The 14,900-nt window shown below is 69.6% G+C and carries 18 protein-coding genes; 5 read left to right on the forward strand and 13 right to left on the reverse strand.

The genetic code is table 11. The annotated features are described in order from the left end of the window. Together FKR81_RS38995 and FKR81_RS39000 are read left to right on the forward strand one after the other, a co-directional pair. On the forward strand, nucleotides 1-132 hold a 132-nt coding region (locus FKR81_RS38995), incomplete at its 5' end, for an integrase core domain-containing protein (protein WP_146359825.1). Between the two features lie 36 nt (nucleotides 133-168). Next, nucleotides 169-1,044: an alpha/beta hydrolase gene (locus FKR81_RS39000; RefSeq protein ID WP_146359828.1), complete on the forward strand. Its 876-nt coding sequence runs from the start codon at nucleotides 169-171 to the stop codon at nucleotides 1,042-1,044. Between the two features lie 195 nt (nucleotides 1,045-1,239). On the opposite strand, the gene mutM is transcribed toward FKR81_RS39000, so the two are convergent. The 7 genes from mutM to FKR81_RS39035 form a co-directional block, all read right to left on the reverse strand. Then, nucleotides 1,240-2,127: a bifunctional DNA-formamidopyrimidine glycosylase/DNA-(apurinic or apyrimidinic site) lyase gene (gene mutM / locus FKR81_RS39005; RefSeq protein ID WP_146359831.1), complete on the reverse strand. Its 888-nt coding sequence runs from the start codon at nucleotides 2,125-2,127 to the stop codon at nucleotides 1,240-1,242. Between the two features lies 1 nt (nucleotide 2,128). Continuing rightward, nucleotides 2,129-2,320, reverse strand: coding sequence for a hypothetical protein (locus FKR81_RS39010; RefSeq protein WP_146359834.1), 192 nt, complete (start codon nucleotides 2,318-2,320; stop codon nucleotides 2,129-2,131). 10 nt (nucleotides 2,321-2,330) lie between these two features. Continuing rightward, nucleotides 2,331-3,134: a ribonuclease III gene (rnc, locus tag FKR81_RS39015; RefSeq protein ID WP_146359987.1), complete on the reverse strand. Its 804-nt coding sequence runs from the start codon at nucleotides 3,132-3,134 to the stop codon at nucleotides 2,331-2,333. Nucleotides 3,135-3,151: 17 nt separating this feature from the next. Further along, entirely contained in the window at nucleotides 3,152-3,334 is a 183-nt protein-coding gene (gene rpmF / locus FKR81_RS39020; protein ID WP_146359837.1) for a 50S ribosomal protein L32, read from the reverse strand. A 2-nt stretch (nucleotides 3,335-3,336) separates the two neighbouring features. After that, nucleotides 3,337-3,918, reverse strand: coding sequence for a YceD family protein (locus FKR81_RS39025; protein WP_146359841.1), 582 nt, complete (start codon nucleotides 3,916-3,918; stop codon nucleotides 3,337-3,339). Between the two features lie 166 nt (nucleotides 3,919-4,084). Next, nucleotides 4,085-4,801, reverse strand: coding sequence for an ATP synthase F0 subunit B (locus FKR81_RS39030; protein WP_146359844.1), 717 nt, complete (start codon nucleotides 4,799-4,801; stop codon nucleotides 4,085-4,087). Nucleotides 4,802-4,882: 81 nt separating this feature from the next. Then, nucleotides 4,883-5,290, reverse strand: a complete 408-nt coding sequence (locus FKR81_RS39035) for a ribonuclease domain-containing protein (RefSeq protein ID WP_146359847.1) — start codon at nucleotides 5,288-5,290, stop codon at nucleotides 4,883-4,885. A gap of 62 nt (nucleotides 5,291-5,352) precedes the next feature. Here FKR81_RS39035 and FKR81_RS39040 point away from each other — a divergent pair, with 62 nt between their 5' ends. Both FKR81_RS39040 and FKR81_RS39045 read left to right on the forward strand, forming a co-directional pair. Further along, entirely contained in the window at nucleotides 5,353-5,580 is a 228-nt protein-coding gene (locus FKR81_RS39040) for a GNAT family N-acetyltransferase (protein WP_146359850.1), read from the forward strand. Beyond that, entirely contained in the window at nucleotides 5,577-6,017 is a 441-nt protein-coding gene (locus tag FKR81_RS39045) for a GNAT family N-acetyltransferase (RefSeq protein ID WP_146359853.1), read from the forward strand. Before FKR81_RS39040 ends, FKR81_RS39045 begins: the two co-directional genes overlap by 4 nt. Here the strand turns inward: FKR81_RS39045 and coaD are convergent. Genes coaD through FKR81_RS39075 form a run of 6 tightly spaced genes read right to left on the reverse strand, consistent with a single transcriptional unit; the run spans nucleotide 6,014 to nucleotide 12,837 of the window. After that, on the reverse strand, nucleotides 6,014-6,496 hold the full coding sequence (gene coaD, locus FKR81_RS39050; RefSeq protein ID WP_146359856.1) for a pantetheine-phosphate adenylyltransferase: 483 nt from the start codon (nucleotides 6,494-6,496) through the stop codon (nucleotides 6,014-6,016). The two genes, FKR81_RS39045 and coaD, sit on opposite strands and share 4 nt — an antisense overlap. Nucleotides 6,497-6,548: 52 nt before the next feature. Beyond that, nucleotides 6,549-7,097 carry a 16S rRNA (guanine(966)-N(2))-methyltransferase RsmD gene (gene rsmD, locus FKR81_RS39055; RefSeq protein ID WP_186763443.1) on the reverse strand — a complete coding sequence of 183 codons (549 nt, stop codon included), beginning with the start codon at nucleotides 7,095-7,097 and terminating at the stop codon, nucleotides 6,549-6,551. Nucleotides 7,098-7,101: 4 nt separating this feature from the next. Further along, nucleotides 7,102-7,785, reverse strand: coding sequence for an SDR family NAD(P)-dependent oxidoreductase (locus FKR81_RS39060; protein ID WP_146359859.1), 684 nt, complete (start codon nucleotides 7,783-7,785; stop codon nucleotides 7,102-7,104). Next, nucleotides 7,767-8,357: an arginase family protein gene (locus FKR81_RS39065; protein ID WP_146359861.1), complete on the reverse strand. Its 591-nt coding sequence runs from the start codon at nucleotides 8,355-8,357 to the stop codon at nucleotides 7,767-7,769. Before FKR81_RS39065 ends, FKR81_RS39060 begins: the two co-directional genes overlap by 19 nt. Beyond that, entirely contained in the window at nucleotides 8,350-9,420 is a 1,071-nt protein-coding gene (locus FKR81_RS39070; protein WP_146359864.1) for an MBL fold metallo-hydrolase, read from the reverse strand. Before FKR81_RS39070 ends, FKR81_RS39065 begins: the two co-directional genes overlap by 8 nt. Before the next feature lie 39 nt (nucleotides 9,421-9,459). Then, nucleotides 9,460-12,837, reverse strand: coding sequence for a pyruvate carboxylase (locus FKR81_RS39075; RefSeq protein WP_146359867.1), 3,378 nt, complete (start codon nucleotides 12,835-12,837; stop codon nucleotides 9,460-9,462). Between the two features lie 279 nt (nucleotides 12,838-13,116). Here FKR81_RS39075 and FKR81_RS39080 point away from each other — a divergent pair, with 279 nt between their 5' ends. Further along, nucleotides 13,117-14,319: a coiled-coil domain-containing protein gene (locus tag FKR81_RS39080; RefSeq protein WP_146359869.1), complete on the forward strand. Its 1,203-nt coding sequence runs from the start codon at nucleotides 13,117-13,119 to the stop codon at nucleotides 14,317-14,319. Nucleotides 14,320-14,900: the final 581 nt, after the last annotated feature.

Raw genomic sequence — 14,900 nt, forward strand, 5'->3', positions numbered from 1 at the left:
CACTCAGAAACCGAACGACGAGCAGCCCTGCCCAGCTGGCTGCACTTCTACAATCACCACCGAGCCCACTCAGCCATCGGAGGCAAGCCACCCATCACCCGGCTGACCAACCTCCCTGGACATCACATCTAGGGAAACGAGGAACGGTACGCACGCGATGAGGTGAGCATGGGGGATCCGGGGTTCAACCGCCGCACACTTCTCGCCTCCATCGGCCTGGTGGGACTCACCGCGGCCGGGGTCGCGCTGAAGGTGTCGTCGGAGCGCTCGCCGCTGAGCGAGGCGATCAGCCACGCCGGGAACGTGGCGGCCGCGACCAAGGCCGCGGTGGTCCGTTCGGAACGGGTGTTCTCGAAGGCCCGCGGCCGCGAGGTCGAGCTGGTGTTCGTGCTGCCCGCGGGTGCGTCCGGCAAGCTGCCGATGTCGATCCTGCTGCACGGCCTGCACGGCGACGCCCGGCACGCCGCGATCGGCGACCTGCCCTCGGTGCTGACCAACGCCGTCGCACGCGGGACGGTGCCCGCGTTCGGGTTCGTCGCGGTCGACGGCGGCAACAACTACTGGCACGAGAACGTCCCCGGCGACGACCCGATGGCCATGCTGCTCGACGAGGTGCCCGGCTGGCTGCGGGAACGCGGCTACGGCGAGCCCTTCGCGTGCACCGGTGTGTCGATGGGCGGCTTCGGCGCCCTCCTGTACGGCCGCCGCCGCGCCGAACGCGGTGCGCCGGTCAGCGCGGTCGCCGCGATCTCCCCCGGTCTGATCACGTCGTGGCCCGAGATGCGCAAGCGCCGCGCGTTCGCCGACGAGGCCCAGTGGGCGTCGCTCGACCCGCTGCGGCACCTGGGTGGGACCGGCTCGACGCCGCTGGGTGTGTGGATCGGTGACCGCGACCGGTTCGTCGAGGGGACGCGGCGGTTCATCGCGAGCGCCAAGCCCGCGGTCGGGCACGTCGGGCCCGGTGGGCACGACGACGCCTTCTACCGGTCCGTCACTCCGGACGTGGTGCGGTTCCTCGGCCGGCACGCGAAGCGGGCCGTCTAGCCCTGGGCCGCGGCTCGGGGCTCGGCGAGAACGCTCTGAGCTCGGCAAACACAGACAACCAGCCTCGTCGCTCCGGACGCGGCACGGATCCTCGGCCAACACGCGAAGCGGGCCGTCTAACCTTCCGAGCTCACCAGTCAAGTTGGCAGGTCAGGCGTCGTGAGTGATTAGGAGGCCTATTGCACGCCTAATCACTCACGACCTCTGACGTGCGCGAACAAGCCGTGTAGCCCGCGGCCGCGGCTGGCAGATCGGGCACGAGTACGAGGACCGGTTCATGAACGCCTCGCGGATGATCAGCGCGCCGCAGCGGCGGCACGGCTCGTTCTCCTGGCCGTAGGCGTTGAGGGACCGGTCGAAGTAGCCGGACTGGCCGTTCACGTTGACGTAGAGCGCGTCGAAGCTGGTGCCGCCCTGGTCGAGCGCCTCGTGCATGACGTCGGTGGCGTGGCTCAGCAGCTCGGCGGCCTGCGCCTTGGTCAGCTTGTCCGTCGGCCGGACGCCGTGGAGCTTGGTGCGCCAGAGTGCTTCGTCGGCGTAGATGTTGCCGATGCCGGAGACCAGGGTCTGGTCGAGCAGAGCCCGCTTGACCTCGGTCTTTCGGGCCCGGAGTGCGCGGACGGCGGCGTCGGGGCTGAACGCGGGGTCCATGGGGTCGCGCGCGATGTGGGCGACGGGTTCCGGGAGGCGGGTGCCGTCGACGTCGACGAGGTCGGCGAGTGCGAGGCCGCCGAACGTGCGCTGGTCGACGAAGCGCAGCTCAGGGCCGTCGTCGGCGAAGCGAATCCGGACGCGCAGATGTTTCTCGTCCGGGGTGTCAGATGGCTGGACCAGCATCTGGCCGCTCATGCCCAGGTGGGCGAGTATCGCGGCGTCCTCGCCGAGCTCGACCCACAGGTACTTGCCCCGTCGCTGGGCAGCGACCATCGGCAGGCCTGCGAGGCGCGCGCTGAAGTCAGCGGCGCCCGGCAGGTGCCTGCGAATGGCTCTTGGATGCAGCACCTCCACATCGGAAATCACCCGATTGGAGACATGCTTGTCTAGGCCGCGGCGGACTACCTCGACCTCTGGAAGTTCGGGCACCTCAGTCTTCGGACGAAGCCTCGTCCGGCGCGTCGATGACCGCGGCCTGCGGCTTCGTCGGCTTGAGCACCCATACACCCGCGCGGCTGTGGTCCCTCACCAGCACGAGGCCCTGAATGCCCCCACTGCGGCTGGCGTTGACCGGGCCCCGTGCGGGACGGCGGCGGTTGGTGCGATACCTGGTGGCATACATCGCGTTGTCTCTAGTCTTCCTCGGTTGGGGAGCTCCCTGGCGTCACCGAGGCGCCATTCTGCCCGTTCGAGGACGCAGCCGACTCCTGCTCGGCTTGCACCCTCTCCGACAGAACATGATAGGCGGCTTCGGCCGCCTTCTGCTCGGCTTCCTTCTTGGTGCGCCCATCGCCCTTGCCATAGGCCTGCCCACCGACGAGCACCGTTGCGGTGAACTCCTTGCGGTGGTCCGGCCCCTGGTCGTCGACCTTGTACTCGGGTACACCGAGGGCGGCCTGGGCGGTGAGTTCCTGCAGGCTGGTCTTCCAGTCCAGGCCGGCCCCGAGAAGAGGGGCCTTGGCCAGCAGCGGATCGAACAGCCGGTGAACCAACGTTCGTGCGGTATCAATACCCCACTGCAGGTACACCGCACCGATGACGGCCTCGAGACCGTCCGCGAGGATGCTCGCCTTGTCCCTGCCACCGGTCAGTTCCTCGCCGCGACCGAGCAACAGGTGCGCTCCCAGTCCACCATCTCCGAGGTTACGCGCAACTCCAGCCAGTGCGTGCATGTTCACCACGCTGGCCCTGAGCTTCGCGAGCTGACCTTCGGGCAGGTCGGGATGGGTGCAGTAGAGGTGGTCCGTGACCACCAGGCCCAGCACCGCGTCTCCGAGGAACTCGAGACGCTCGTTCGGCGGCAATCCGCCGTTCTCGTACGCGTAGGACCGATGGGTCAGGGCGAGCACGAGCAGCTCGGCGTCCAGGTGGACGCCGAGCGCTTCGAGCAAAGGCGCACGATCAGCTGCCTGACCGCGCGGCGACCTTCCCCCCACTACTGAGCCGAGGAGATTCAGGCCGGCTGAACGACGTTGCGGCCAGCGTACTGACCACAAGCCGGGCAGGCGACGTGCTGCGGCTTCGGCTGCTTGCACGCCTTGTTCTGGCACGCAACCAGGTGCACGGCAGACGTCTTCCACTGGGCGCGGCGCGAGCGCGTGTTCGAGCGCGACATCTTCCGCTTCGGGACGGCCACGACTAGTTCTCCTCGTTGTTGTCACCACTGAGCCGCTCTTGCAACGCGGCCCAGCGAGGGTCAATCGTCTCATGCCCGTGGTTGGGCCCAAGCTCCGCCCGCCTGCCTCCGCACTCGGAGCAGAGCCCCTGGCAGTCCGGCGTGCAGAGCGGCACCTGCGGCAACGCGAGAACGATTGCGTCCCGCACCACAGGCTCGAGGTCGATCAGATCGTCAACGATCCGACTGACCTCGTCTTCATCAGTGGTCTCGTCCGTCGTGCTGTCCGGATACGCGTACAGCTCCGTCAGCACCACCTCGACCTCGTCGGAGAGCGGCTCGAGACAACGCGAGCACTCCCCGGTGACGGTGGTCTTCGCGGAACCCGTGACCAGCACGCCTTCCACTACCGACTCCGTCAGCAGGTCGAGTTCGATCTCCCCGCCTTCCGGCACCGCGATCACGCCTTCAAGGCCAACGCCCTCCGCGGGAACCGACCTCTTGACGGGTCGGCTGGAGCCCGCTCGACGACCGAGCTCCCTGGTGTCGATGACCCAGGGACCGGTTGCTGTGGGACGCGTGGACGCGTGGCGATATTTAGACATAATCGTGGTTTTGCTGGCGGGGACCTACCACGTCCAGCCGGTCCAGGGTACGGGACAAGTGGGTCAGGCGTGAAATCGCCAGGTGATCGCACCTGAATGTGTGCCCAAGCCCACTCGACCGGCAGGTTCCCGGAGAGGGACAGTCCGCCGAACGGGCGATGCCGGGTCAGTCGTGGTAGTCGAACGGAGCAGCCGCACCGGCCACGGCGGGCCCGCGCAGGTGCGAACGCCCCTTGCCGACCGACCGCAGCGTGTGGGCGAGCAGGTCCTCGAAGTCGGCCAGCTTGGAGTCGACGTACGCGTCGCACTCGTTGCGCAACCGGATCGACTCGGACTGAGCGGCGTCGAGCACCCGCGCCGACTCGGCGTGAGCGGCCCGCACGACCTCGGTCTCGTTGAGCAACCGGGTCTGCTCGGCCCGGCCCTCCTCGGTGGCGCGCTCGTAGTTGGCCCGCCCGGCCTGGACCATCCGGTCCGCCTCGGCGTGCGCGCGCCCCACCAGCTCGTCGTACTCCTGACGACCCGCGGACACCGTGCGCTCGGACTGCTCCTCCGCCTCGGCGACCATGCGCTCCGCGCGGGAGCGGGCGTCGGACAGCATGCGCTCGGCCTCGGCCTGCGCCTCGGCGAGGATGCGGTCGGCGTCGGCGCGGGCCTTGGAGACGCCCGCCTCCGCCTCGTGCTTCGCCTTGCCGACCATCTCGTCGCGGTGGTCGAGCACGTCCTGCGCGTCGTCGAGCTCGGCAGGGATCGCGTCGCGCACGTCGTCGAGCAGTTCGAGGACGTCCCCTCGCGGCACGACGCAACCCGAGGTCATCGGGACGCCGCGCGCTTCCTCGACGATGGTGACCAATTCGTCGAGGGCCTCGAACACCCGGTACACGTCACACTCCTCTGTTGATCCCGCAATAGTTTGCCCTGCCGATCTCCCCCGATCGGGGACATCGGCAGGGCGTGTCAAGTATTAGCGAGAGATGTCCACGAGCACGAAGCTCGCGTAGTGGTCCGCCGTGTAGAAGTAGAGCTTCGGCGAGGCGTTGCCGGTGACGATCCGCCGTGCCCCGCGAGTGGAGCTGCCGGGCGTCTTGACCGTGTACTCCTTGTAGTAGCCCGACGCGCACAGCGGCAGGATCCGCTCGCGGTTGCCGAACGTCTGGTTGTCCTGCGGGAACGGGTAGGGCCCGCCGCGCTGGATCAGGCGGACGGTGTCGGTGGCCTGTGCAGGCAGGCTCGACAGCGCCCTCTTGGTGAAGCCCGAGGTGTTGCCGCATGCCGCCTGGGCGGACGCGCTGGTGACCGGGGCGATGAGGGCGAACAGGGTGATGAGCAGTGCCAGCAAGGTCTTTGCTGGACGCAGGGTGATGTGGCTCATACGAGTGAAACGTACTCACATCGTGCAACGCTGACATTAACCAACAGTGACCAGGGGGGCGCATGGAGCTCACGATCAGGCGCGCCACCAGGGAGGACCTGGTGCACCGCGACCACCGCGACCAGGGTGTCGGCAGGCAGCTCGTGGCCCGCGCGATCGAGGAGGCGAAGGCCAGGCGCGCGGGCATCGTCCGCCTCACGAGCCACACCTCGCGCGAGAACGCCCACCGCTTCTACGAGAGGCTCGGGTTCACCGCGGAGCACATCGGCATGAAGCTGGAGCTGGCATGAAGATCAGGCGCGCGACGCAGCACGACGTGGACGCCATCGTGGCGATGCTCGCGAACGACCCGCTGGGCGCCACCCGCGAATCCCCTGGTGACCCGAGCTACCAGGACGCCTTCAAGCGGCTCGACGATGACCCGCACCAGTACCTCGCCGTCGCTGAGAAGAACGGCGAGGTCGTCGGCACGCTCCAGCTCACGTTCACCAGCGGCCTGTCCCGCAGGGGCATGACCCGCGCGACGATCGAGGCCGTGCGGGTGCGCGACGACCAGCGCGGCGAAGGGCTCGGCCAGCAGCTCGTCGAGTGGGCCCTCGGAGAGGCGCGCGCACGGGGAGCGGGCCTCGTCCAGCTCACCACGGACGCGTCACGGGAGGACGCGCACCGGTTCTACGAGCGGCTCGGGTTCGTGGCGAGCCACGTCGGGATGAGGCTGAACCTCTAGCGGGTCTCGGCCAGCCGCTGCTGCAGCCGCTGCTCCACCTGGGGCGGCAGCAGGGAGGAGACGTCGCCGCCGTAGGTGGCGACCTCCTTCACCAGCGACGACGCCAGGTAGCTGTACAGCGGGTTGGTCGGCATGAACAGCGTGTCGACCCCGGTGAGCTGGTGGTTCATCTGCGCCATCTGCAGCTCGTAGTCGTAGTCGCTGACCGCGCGGAGGCCCTTCACGATCGCCTGGATGTCGTTCTCGCGGCAGTAGTCGACCAGCAGGCCGTGCCACGAGTCGATGCGCACGTTCGGCCACTGCTTGGTGCAGTCGCGCAGCATGTCCATCCGCTCCTCGACCGAGAAGAGGGTGCGCTTGTTCTTGTTGATCATCACGGCGACGACGACCTCGTCGAAGAGCTTCGCCGCTCTTTCGACGATGTCCAGATGGCCGTTGGTGACCGGGTCGTAGGAGCCGGGGGTCACGGCACGCGTCATGGCCGGACGGTAGCACCCGATCGGACGCGCCCAGGCGGGTGCGTGTTCCGCATCACGCCTGCGCCCAGTACAGCGTCGTATCTCCGTAACGCTTGGCGCGCAACGGTTCTACTCCATCCGGCCACGGCGGTTCCGCGCTGCGGGCATCGCGTTCCACGATGAGAACAGTGCCCGCTGCCACCCGTTCGTTGGAAACCAACGCGGTGAGCACGCTCCCGATCGCCGCGTCCTTCACCGCGTACGGCGGGTCCGCGAAGACCAGGTCGAACGCCTCGCCGGGAGTGGCGCAGAACGCCTCGGCCGTGCGGTTCACCACGGTCACGCCGGACAGTCCGAGCTCGCGCGCGTTGCCCTTCAGCACGTCCGCCGCGCGCCGGTCCGACTCCACGAAGGTCGCCGACGCGGCTCCGCGCGACAGGGCCTCGAACCCGAGCGCTCCCGACCCCGCGTAGAGGTCGAGCACGCGCAGGCCGTCGAGGCCCACCACTGCCTCCAGCGAGCTGAACAACGCCTCGCGCACGCGATCCGACGTGGGCCGGGTGCCCTTCGGAGGCACCTTCAGCCGACGTCCGCCGGCGCTGCCGGCCACGATGCGTGTCACGCGCCTATCGTCCCAGGTGCGCTCCGCCGTTGACGGCCAGCACCTGCCCGGTGATGTGCCCCGCACCGGGAGAAGCGAGGAACGCCACGAGCTTCGCCACGTCGTCCGGCGTGCCCGCGCGACCGTTCTTCGTCTGGGAGACCAGCATCTCCAGCCGCGACGACGTCATCTTGCCGCCGAAGAACTCGGTGTCGACGATCAGGCCGGGCGACACGACGTTGGCCGTGATGCCGCGCGGCCCGAGCTCGGTGGCGAGATCAGCCGTCCACGCCTCCACCGCCGCCTTCGCCGCGCCGTAGCTGCCGCCGCCGCGCCGGCCGGCGATGGAGCCGATGGTGATCACGCGACCGTTCTCCGCCAGCCGGGGTTCGAGCGCGGCGGTCACGAGCACCGCGCTGACCACGTTCGACTCGTAGTTCGCGAGCCACTGCTCCTTCAGGCTGTCCCGCGTGACGGCGCCGCCCGCGTTGTTGACCAGCACGTCGACCGACGCAGGCAGCTCGGCCAGCGCCGCGTCCACGGCTTCCGGCGAGGTCGCGTCGAACGCGACCGCCCGCACACCGGGCACCTGCGCCAGCACGTCCGCCCGCCTGCCGGTGATCACGACGTCAACGCCCTGACCAGCCAGTTCCACCGCGATGGCCTTGCCGATACCGGTGCCGCCACCGGTCACGACCGCAGTCCGCACACTTCCCCCACGACGTCGAGCAGCGGCTCCAGCCGCCGCAGCTGTTCCGGATCGGTGGTCGCGCACCCGGTGATCCCGGCGCCGATGATCGGCAGCGCGGCCGCGATCGCGCGGACCGCCGTCACGACCTCCGCGACCTTCATCCCACCGGACTCGGGCCGCTCGGCGCCAGCGAATTCGGCCGGGTCCAGCACGTCCAGGCCGATGTGGACGTAGACCTCGTCCGCGTCGGTCTCCAGCAGGCAGTTGCTGACGACGCTCGCCCGCCGGGCGGCGGCCACGGTCAGGTGCCGCACGCGGCCTTCCCAGACGTGCCGCCACTCCAGCACGCCCAGCTTGCGCGCGCCGATCAACGCCACCCGCCCGCCGCCGATCCGGGGCGACGCGACGAACTCCGGGTCGCCCAGCCCCATGACCGCGGCGAGCGCGGTGCCGTGCCGGGCCGGACCACGGGGCGCGTGCAGGCTCCCGTGCGCGTCGAACCACGCGAGCCCGAGCGCGTGACCGTGCCTGCGGCGCGCGGCCGCGATCCGGGCGACCTCGGTGCCCGAGTCGACCAGCGGCTCAGGCAAGCGCCTGCCACCAGCCGTCGACGCCGGGCGGGTCGTCGACGTTGACCCGCTCGCCCGGCCGCGGCACGGCCAGTGCCACGTCCCGCGCCTTGGCCTCGGCCCACACCCGGTCGACCGGCTCGGTCCACGAGTGCATGGCCAGGTTGAACGTGGCCCAGTGCACCGGGATCAGCAGCTTCCCGCCGAGGTCGCCGAACGCGTCCAGCCCTTCCTCGGGCGTCATGTGGATGTCCGGCCAGGCGTCGTTGTAGGCGCCGATCTGCATCAGCACCGCGTCGAACGGCCCGTGCGCGGCGCCGATCTCGGCGTACCCGTCGAAGTAGCCGGTGTCGCCGCTGTAGAAGACGGAGCGTTCACCCCGCTTGATCACCCACGACGCCCACAGCGTGACGTTGCGCGTGAAGGCACGCCCGGAGAAGTGCTGCGCGGCGGTCGCGGTGAGCGAGAAACCGTTGACGGAGAAGGACTCGTTCCAGTCCAGCTCCACGATCCGCTCCGCGGGGACGTGCCAGCGCCGCAGGTGCGCGCCGAGTCCCAGCGGCACCACGAAAGGCGCGCTCTGGGTCTCGCGCAACGCGCGCACGGTCTCCATGTCGAGGTGGTCGTAGTGGTCGTGCGAGATCACGATCGCGGACAGCCGCGGCAGGTCGGAGAGCTTGTGCGGCACCGGGTGCAGCCGCTTGGGGCCGACTGCCGACGACGGCGAGCAGCGGTCGCTCCACACAGGATCGAGCAGCACGGACGCGCCGTCGATCTCGATGAGCGCGGACGCGTGCCCGTACCAGGTGACGTGCAAACCGGACGAAACGGGCGCGGCGGGGCCGACGAGTGGCACCGGGGCCGACGGCTTGCGCTTCTCCTTGCCGAACAGGAAGTCGCGGAACGTGTTGCCGTCCGGCACACCTGCGCGCGCCTCGGAGCGGTTGTGGAACACGCCGTCCCTGAACTGCGGCGACCGGTTCATCTGCTCGGGATCTGGCGTGCCGCCCATGGCGGCCGGGACGTCACGCAGCGTCCACGCGACCCCGGCCAGCCCGAGCAGTGCTCCCACGGCTTTCTTCATGTCCGGTGCAACGCGGGCACCGGACCGTTTAGTTCCCGGCTATTCGAGAACGATGAGCAGGTCACCGCCCTCGACCTGCTGAGCACCGCGCAGCGCCAGGCGCTGCACCACACCGGCCTTGGGCGCGGTGATCGCGGCCTCCATCTTCATGGCCTCGATGGTCGCGACCGTCTGACCGGCCTCGACGCTGTCACCCTCCGCGACGGCGGCGGTGACGACACCGGCGAACGGCGCCGCGACGTGGTTCGGGTTCGAGCGGTCGGCCTTCTCCGCGACCGGGATGTCCGCCGCGACGGACAGGTCGCGGATCTGGATCGGCCGCAGCTGGCCGTTCAGGGTCGCCATGACCGTGCGGATGCCGCGCGCGTCGGCCTCGGAGATCGCCTCCAGGCCGATGAGCAGGCGCACACCGGGCTCCAGGTCGACCGAGTACTCCTCGCCGGGACGCAAACCGTAGAAGAAGTCCTTGCTGCGCAAGACCGACGTGTCGCCGTACGCCTCGCGGTGCGTCAGGTACTCCTTGGTCGGCGCCGGGAAGAGCAGGCGGTTCAACGTCGCGCGGCGGCTCTCGGCCAGGCCCGCGGCGTCCTCGATGGTCAGCTCCGCGACGCCCTTCGGCGCGGGACGCCCCTGGAGTGCCTTGCTGCGGAACGGCTCCGGCCAGCCGCCGGGCGGGTCGCCCAGCTCGCCGTGCAGGAAGCCGATCACCGACGCCGGGATGTCGAACTTGCCGGGGTCGGCCTCGAAGTCCTTCGGGGACACACCCGCGCCCACCAGGTGCAGCGCGAGGTCGCCGACGACCTTGGACGACGGCGTCACCTTCACCAGGTGCCCGAGCATCCGGTCGGCGGCCGCGTACATCGCCTCGATCTCCTCGAACTTCTCGCCGAGACCGAGCGCAACCGCTTGCGTGCGCAGGTTGGAGAGCTGTCCACCGGGGATCTCGTGGTGGTAGACGCGGCCGGTCGGCGCGGGCAGGCCCGACTCGAACGGCGCGTAGACCTTGCGCGCGGCCTCCCAGTACGGCTCGAGGTCGCACACGGCCTGCAGGTCGAGGCCGGTGGAGTGCTCGGTGTGGTCGGTCGCGGCGACGATCGCCGACAGCGGCGGCTGCGACGTCGTGCCCGCCATGGACGCGGTCGCGCCGTCGATGGCGTCCACACCGGCCTGGATGGCCGCGAGGTACGTCGCGAGCTGGCCACCGGCCGTGTCGTGCGTGTGCAGGTGGACCGGGAGGTCGAACTCCTTGCGCAGCGCGGAGACCAGGCGTGCGGCCGCCGGCGGGCGCAGGAGTCCGGCCATGTCCTTGACGGCCAGCACGTGCGCACCGGCGCCGACGATCTGCTCAGCCAGCTTGAGGTAGTAGTCCAGTGTGTACAGACGTTCGTCCGGGTTGGACAGATCGGACGTGTAGCACAGCGCGACCTCGGCGATCGCGGTTCCGGTCTCCCGCACGGCCTCGATCGCCGGACGCATCTGCTCCACGTCGTTCAGCGCGTCGAAGATGCGGAAGATGTCGATGCCGGTCGCGGTCGCCTCTTCGACGAACGCCTTGGTCACGGCCTCCGGGTACGGCGTGTAGCCGACCGTGTTGCGACCGCGCAGCAGCATCTGGAGGTTGATGTTCGGCACGGCCTCGCGCAGCGCGGCCAGCCGCTCCCACGGGTCCTCGGCGAGAAACCGCAGCGCGACGTCGTACGTGGCGCCGCCCCAGCACTCCAGCGACAACAGCTGCGGCGTCAGGCGCGCGACGTGCGGCGCGACGGCGAGCAGGTCCTTGGTGCGCACTCGGGTGGCGAGCAGCGACTGGTGCGCGTCGCGGAACGTGGTGTCCGTGACGCCGATCGGCTTGGACTCGCGCAGCCAGCGCGCGAAGCCCTCCGGGCCCAGCTCGGTGAGCCGCTGCTTGGAGCCCGCGGGCGGCTCGGTGTTCAGGTCGACGACGGGCAGCTTGTCGCGCGGGTCCACGATGGACGGACGCGGCCCGTTCGGCTTGTTCACCGTGACGTCGGCGAGGTAGGTCAGCAGGCGCGTGCCGCGGTCGGCGGAGTGCCGCGCGGTCAGCAGGTGCGGACGCTTCTCGATGAACGACGTGGTGACGCGACCCTCGAAGAAGTCCGGTTCGTCCAGAACCGCCTGGAGGAACGGGATGTTCGTGGACACGCCGCGGATGCGGAACTCGGCGACCGCGCGGCGAGCGCGGGCCACGGCGGCGGGGAAGTTGCGGCCGCGGCAGGTCAGCTTGACCAGCATCGAGTCGAAGTGCGCGCCGATCGCGGTGCCGGAGCCGGTCGTGCCGCCGTCGAGGCGGATGCCGGAGCCACCGGGCGAGCGGTAAGCGCTGATCATGCCGGTGTCCGGGCGGAAGCCGTTCGCCGGATCCTCGGTGGTGATGCGGCACTGGAGCGCGGCGCCGCGGAGTTGCACGGTGTCCTGGCTCAGCCCGAGGTCCTCGAGCGTCTCCCCCGCGGCGATGCGCATCTGGGACTGGACGAGGTCGACGTCGGTCACCTCCTCGGTGACCGTGTGCTCGACCTGGATGCGCGGGTTCATCTCGATGAAGACGTAGTGGCCTTCGGGGTCGAGGAGGAACTCGACGGTGCCCGCGTTGCGGTAACCGATGTGCCGCGCGAACTTCACGGCGTCGGCGCAGATCCGGTCGCGCAGCTCGGGCGCGAGGTTCGGCGCGGGCGCGATCTCGATCACCTTCTGGTGGCGCCGCTGCACGGAGCAGTCGCGCTCGAAGAGGTGGATCACGTTGCCCTGGCCGTCCGCGAGGATCTGCACCTCGATGTGGCGCGGCTCGACGACGGCCTGCTCGAGGAAGACGGTCGGGTCGCCGAACGCGGACTCGGCCTCGCGGGACGCGGCTTCGAGCGCCTCGCGCAGCCCGGCGGGGTCGTCGACCTTGCGCATGCCTCGGCCGCCACCACCGGCAACAGCCTTTACGAATACTGGGAAACGCATCTTCTCGCTGGCGGCGAGCAGCTCGTCGACGTCCGACGACGGCGCGCTCGACTCCAGCACGGGAAGCCCGGCTTCGCGCGCGGCCGCGATGGCGCGCGCCTTGTTGCCGGTGAGCTCCAGCACCTCGGTGATGGGGCCGATGAACGTGAGACCCGCCTCACGGCACGCGAGCGCCAGTTCGGGGTTCTCCGACAGGAAGCCGTATCCGGGGTAGATCGCGTCGGCCCCCGCCTTGCGGGCGGCCTTGATGATCTCGTCGACGGAGAGGTACGCGCGGACCGGGTGACCAGGCTCACCGATCTCGTAGGACTCGTCTGCCTTCAAGCGGTGCAGCGAGTTCCTGTCCTCGTGCGGGAAAACGGCGACCGTGCCGGCACCCAGTTCGTAGGCCGCGCGGAACGCTCGGATCGCGATCTCGCCGCGGTTGGCGACAAGAACCTTGCGGAACATCCGTTCCCTCCCGGTTACTCGGCGGTCAGTTTCGGCACGTTACCTTGCTCCTCCCGCCACTCGGGAGATTCGTCCCACGTGACGGGCGTCATCCTGATCGATCCCTCGTGGAAGCACCCGGTCGGACTCCGCCGTGTAGTGGGAATAACCGGATCGAGTGACGATCTTCAGTGACATCTCGGTAGGGTGAGCCATATGGCCGGGGCCGATGGGACCGGGCAGCCTCCTGCCCGCACAGCACATTTCGACGTAGTTCTCCGTGGTTACAACCAGCGACAGGTGAACGAACGCGTCACCCGACTGGAGTTCGATCTTCGGAACTCCAGCCGCGCGCGTGACGCCGCTGCGGCGCAGGTCGGCGAGCTCAACAAGATCCTCAACGCGACGAGAGCCGAGCTGGACAAGGTCAAGGGCCAGCTCACCAACCTGGCCAACAGCCCGGTGAGCGCGTCCAACGTCACCGAGCGCGTGCGCGTGATGATGAGCCTGGCCGAGGAGGAGATCGCCGACATCCGCAAGGCGGCGGTCGACCAGGCGAACGGCGTCCGCGCCGAGGCGGACCGCTACGCGTCCGAGACGAAGGCCGCCCACGCCCGCCTGCTGTCCGAGGTGGACGAGCGCCGCAAGCAGCTGGAGCTCGCTCACCAGCAGCGCACCGCCGAGCTGAGCCAGCAGTACGACGAGCGCCGAATCGCACTCGAGGCAGAACACGAGCAGCTCCGCGCCAAGCTGTCCGCCGAACACGAGGCCCTGCTGGTCGAGGTCCGCGCCGACGCCGAGCGCGTGACCACCGAGTTCGACCGCAAGACGGCCGAACTGGAGGAGCGCCGCACCGCGCTGGAGCAGAAGTACTCCAAGTACCACGACGAGCTGGACAAGGAGTACGACGAGCTGCGCTCGACGTTGAACTCCGAACACCAGAAGATCCTGATCGACGCCCGCACCGAGGCCGAACGCGTTCTGGCCGAGGTGGCGGACCGCGAGAAGACCGCTGCCGCGGAACTCGCCGAGTCCCTGGCCGCCCAGAAGGCCGACACGGAGAAAATGATCTCCGAGCTGGAGTCCGAGGCCCTCATCAAGGTGGACGCGCTGACCACCGAGGCCACCACCAAGGCGGCCAAGACCGTCAGCGACGCAGACGAGTACGCGGCATCCAAGACCACCGAGGCCGACGAGTACGCGACGCGCACCATCGGCGAGGCCGACGCGAAGGCCACCGAGACGGTCCGCGCGGCCGAGGCCAAGGCGTCCGAAACCGTGCGCTCGGCCGACGAACACGCAGACCGCCGCCTGACCGCCGCGTCCCAGCGCGAGACCACGCTCCGCAAGGTCCACGACGACCTCACCGCCCAGTTCGCCGCAGCGCAGGACGCGGTCGCGAACGCGGTGAAGTCCCTGACGCCGCTGCCCTCGCCTGGCGATGACGCGAAGACCGAGCAGTTCCCGCTGCCCCGGCCCGACAAGGACCGCAAGAAGTCCTGACCTGCGCAAACGCCGAAACTGTCGGTGTCGCGTGAGATGCTGAAAACAGGGGTTCCCCCCGGCCGGGGACCCCTGTTTTGCGTTTCCAGGCCAGGCCAGGCCAGGCCAGGCACGGCTAGCGCGCTCGAGCTGGGCAGCGGGCCAGAGCAGTGGCGGGGCCGGAGCAGCGACAAGCCAGGGCGAGCGGGGTAGGCGCAGTCTGGGACGAGGCGCAACTGGGACGAGGCGGCGTGGGCGGGCCTGGCGGGACGGGTGACGGGTGACGGGCGGCGGGTGCGGAGACCGGCGGCCTGTGCCAAGCGGGCCGCGCGGCCCGCTTGGCAACGCTCACGCAGGCGTCCCCGCACGTGAGAACCCCCCGAATCGATGCTCCCAGCCAGCACCGACAATCCCCGGCCGCGCAGCGGCCTCAGCCATGAAACCGGTGCGAAAGCCAGCACTTCTGCGGCGCGGCGGAGACCCCGCGAGCGAAGCGAAGCCAGCACACCAAGCAACCCACACAAACCGGCAGGTACCAAGAGAGCCCAGCGAAAACCGGCAGATACCAAAAGAAAGAGCGCCCGCCGCACCAGCAACCCCCG

This window comes from Lentzea tibetensis (assembly GCF_007845675.1).
Taxonomy (GTDB): Bacteria; Actinomycetota; Actinomycetes; order Mycobacteriales; family Pseudonocardiaceae; genus Lentzea; species Lentzea tibetensis.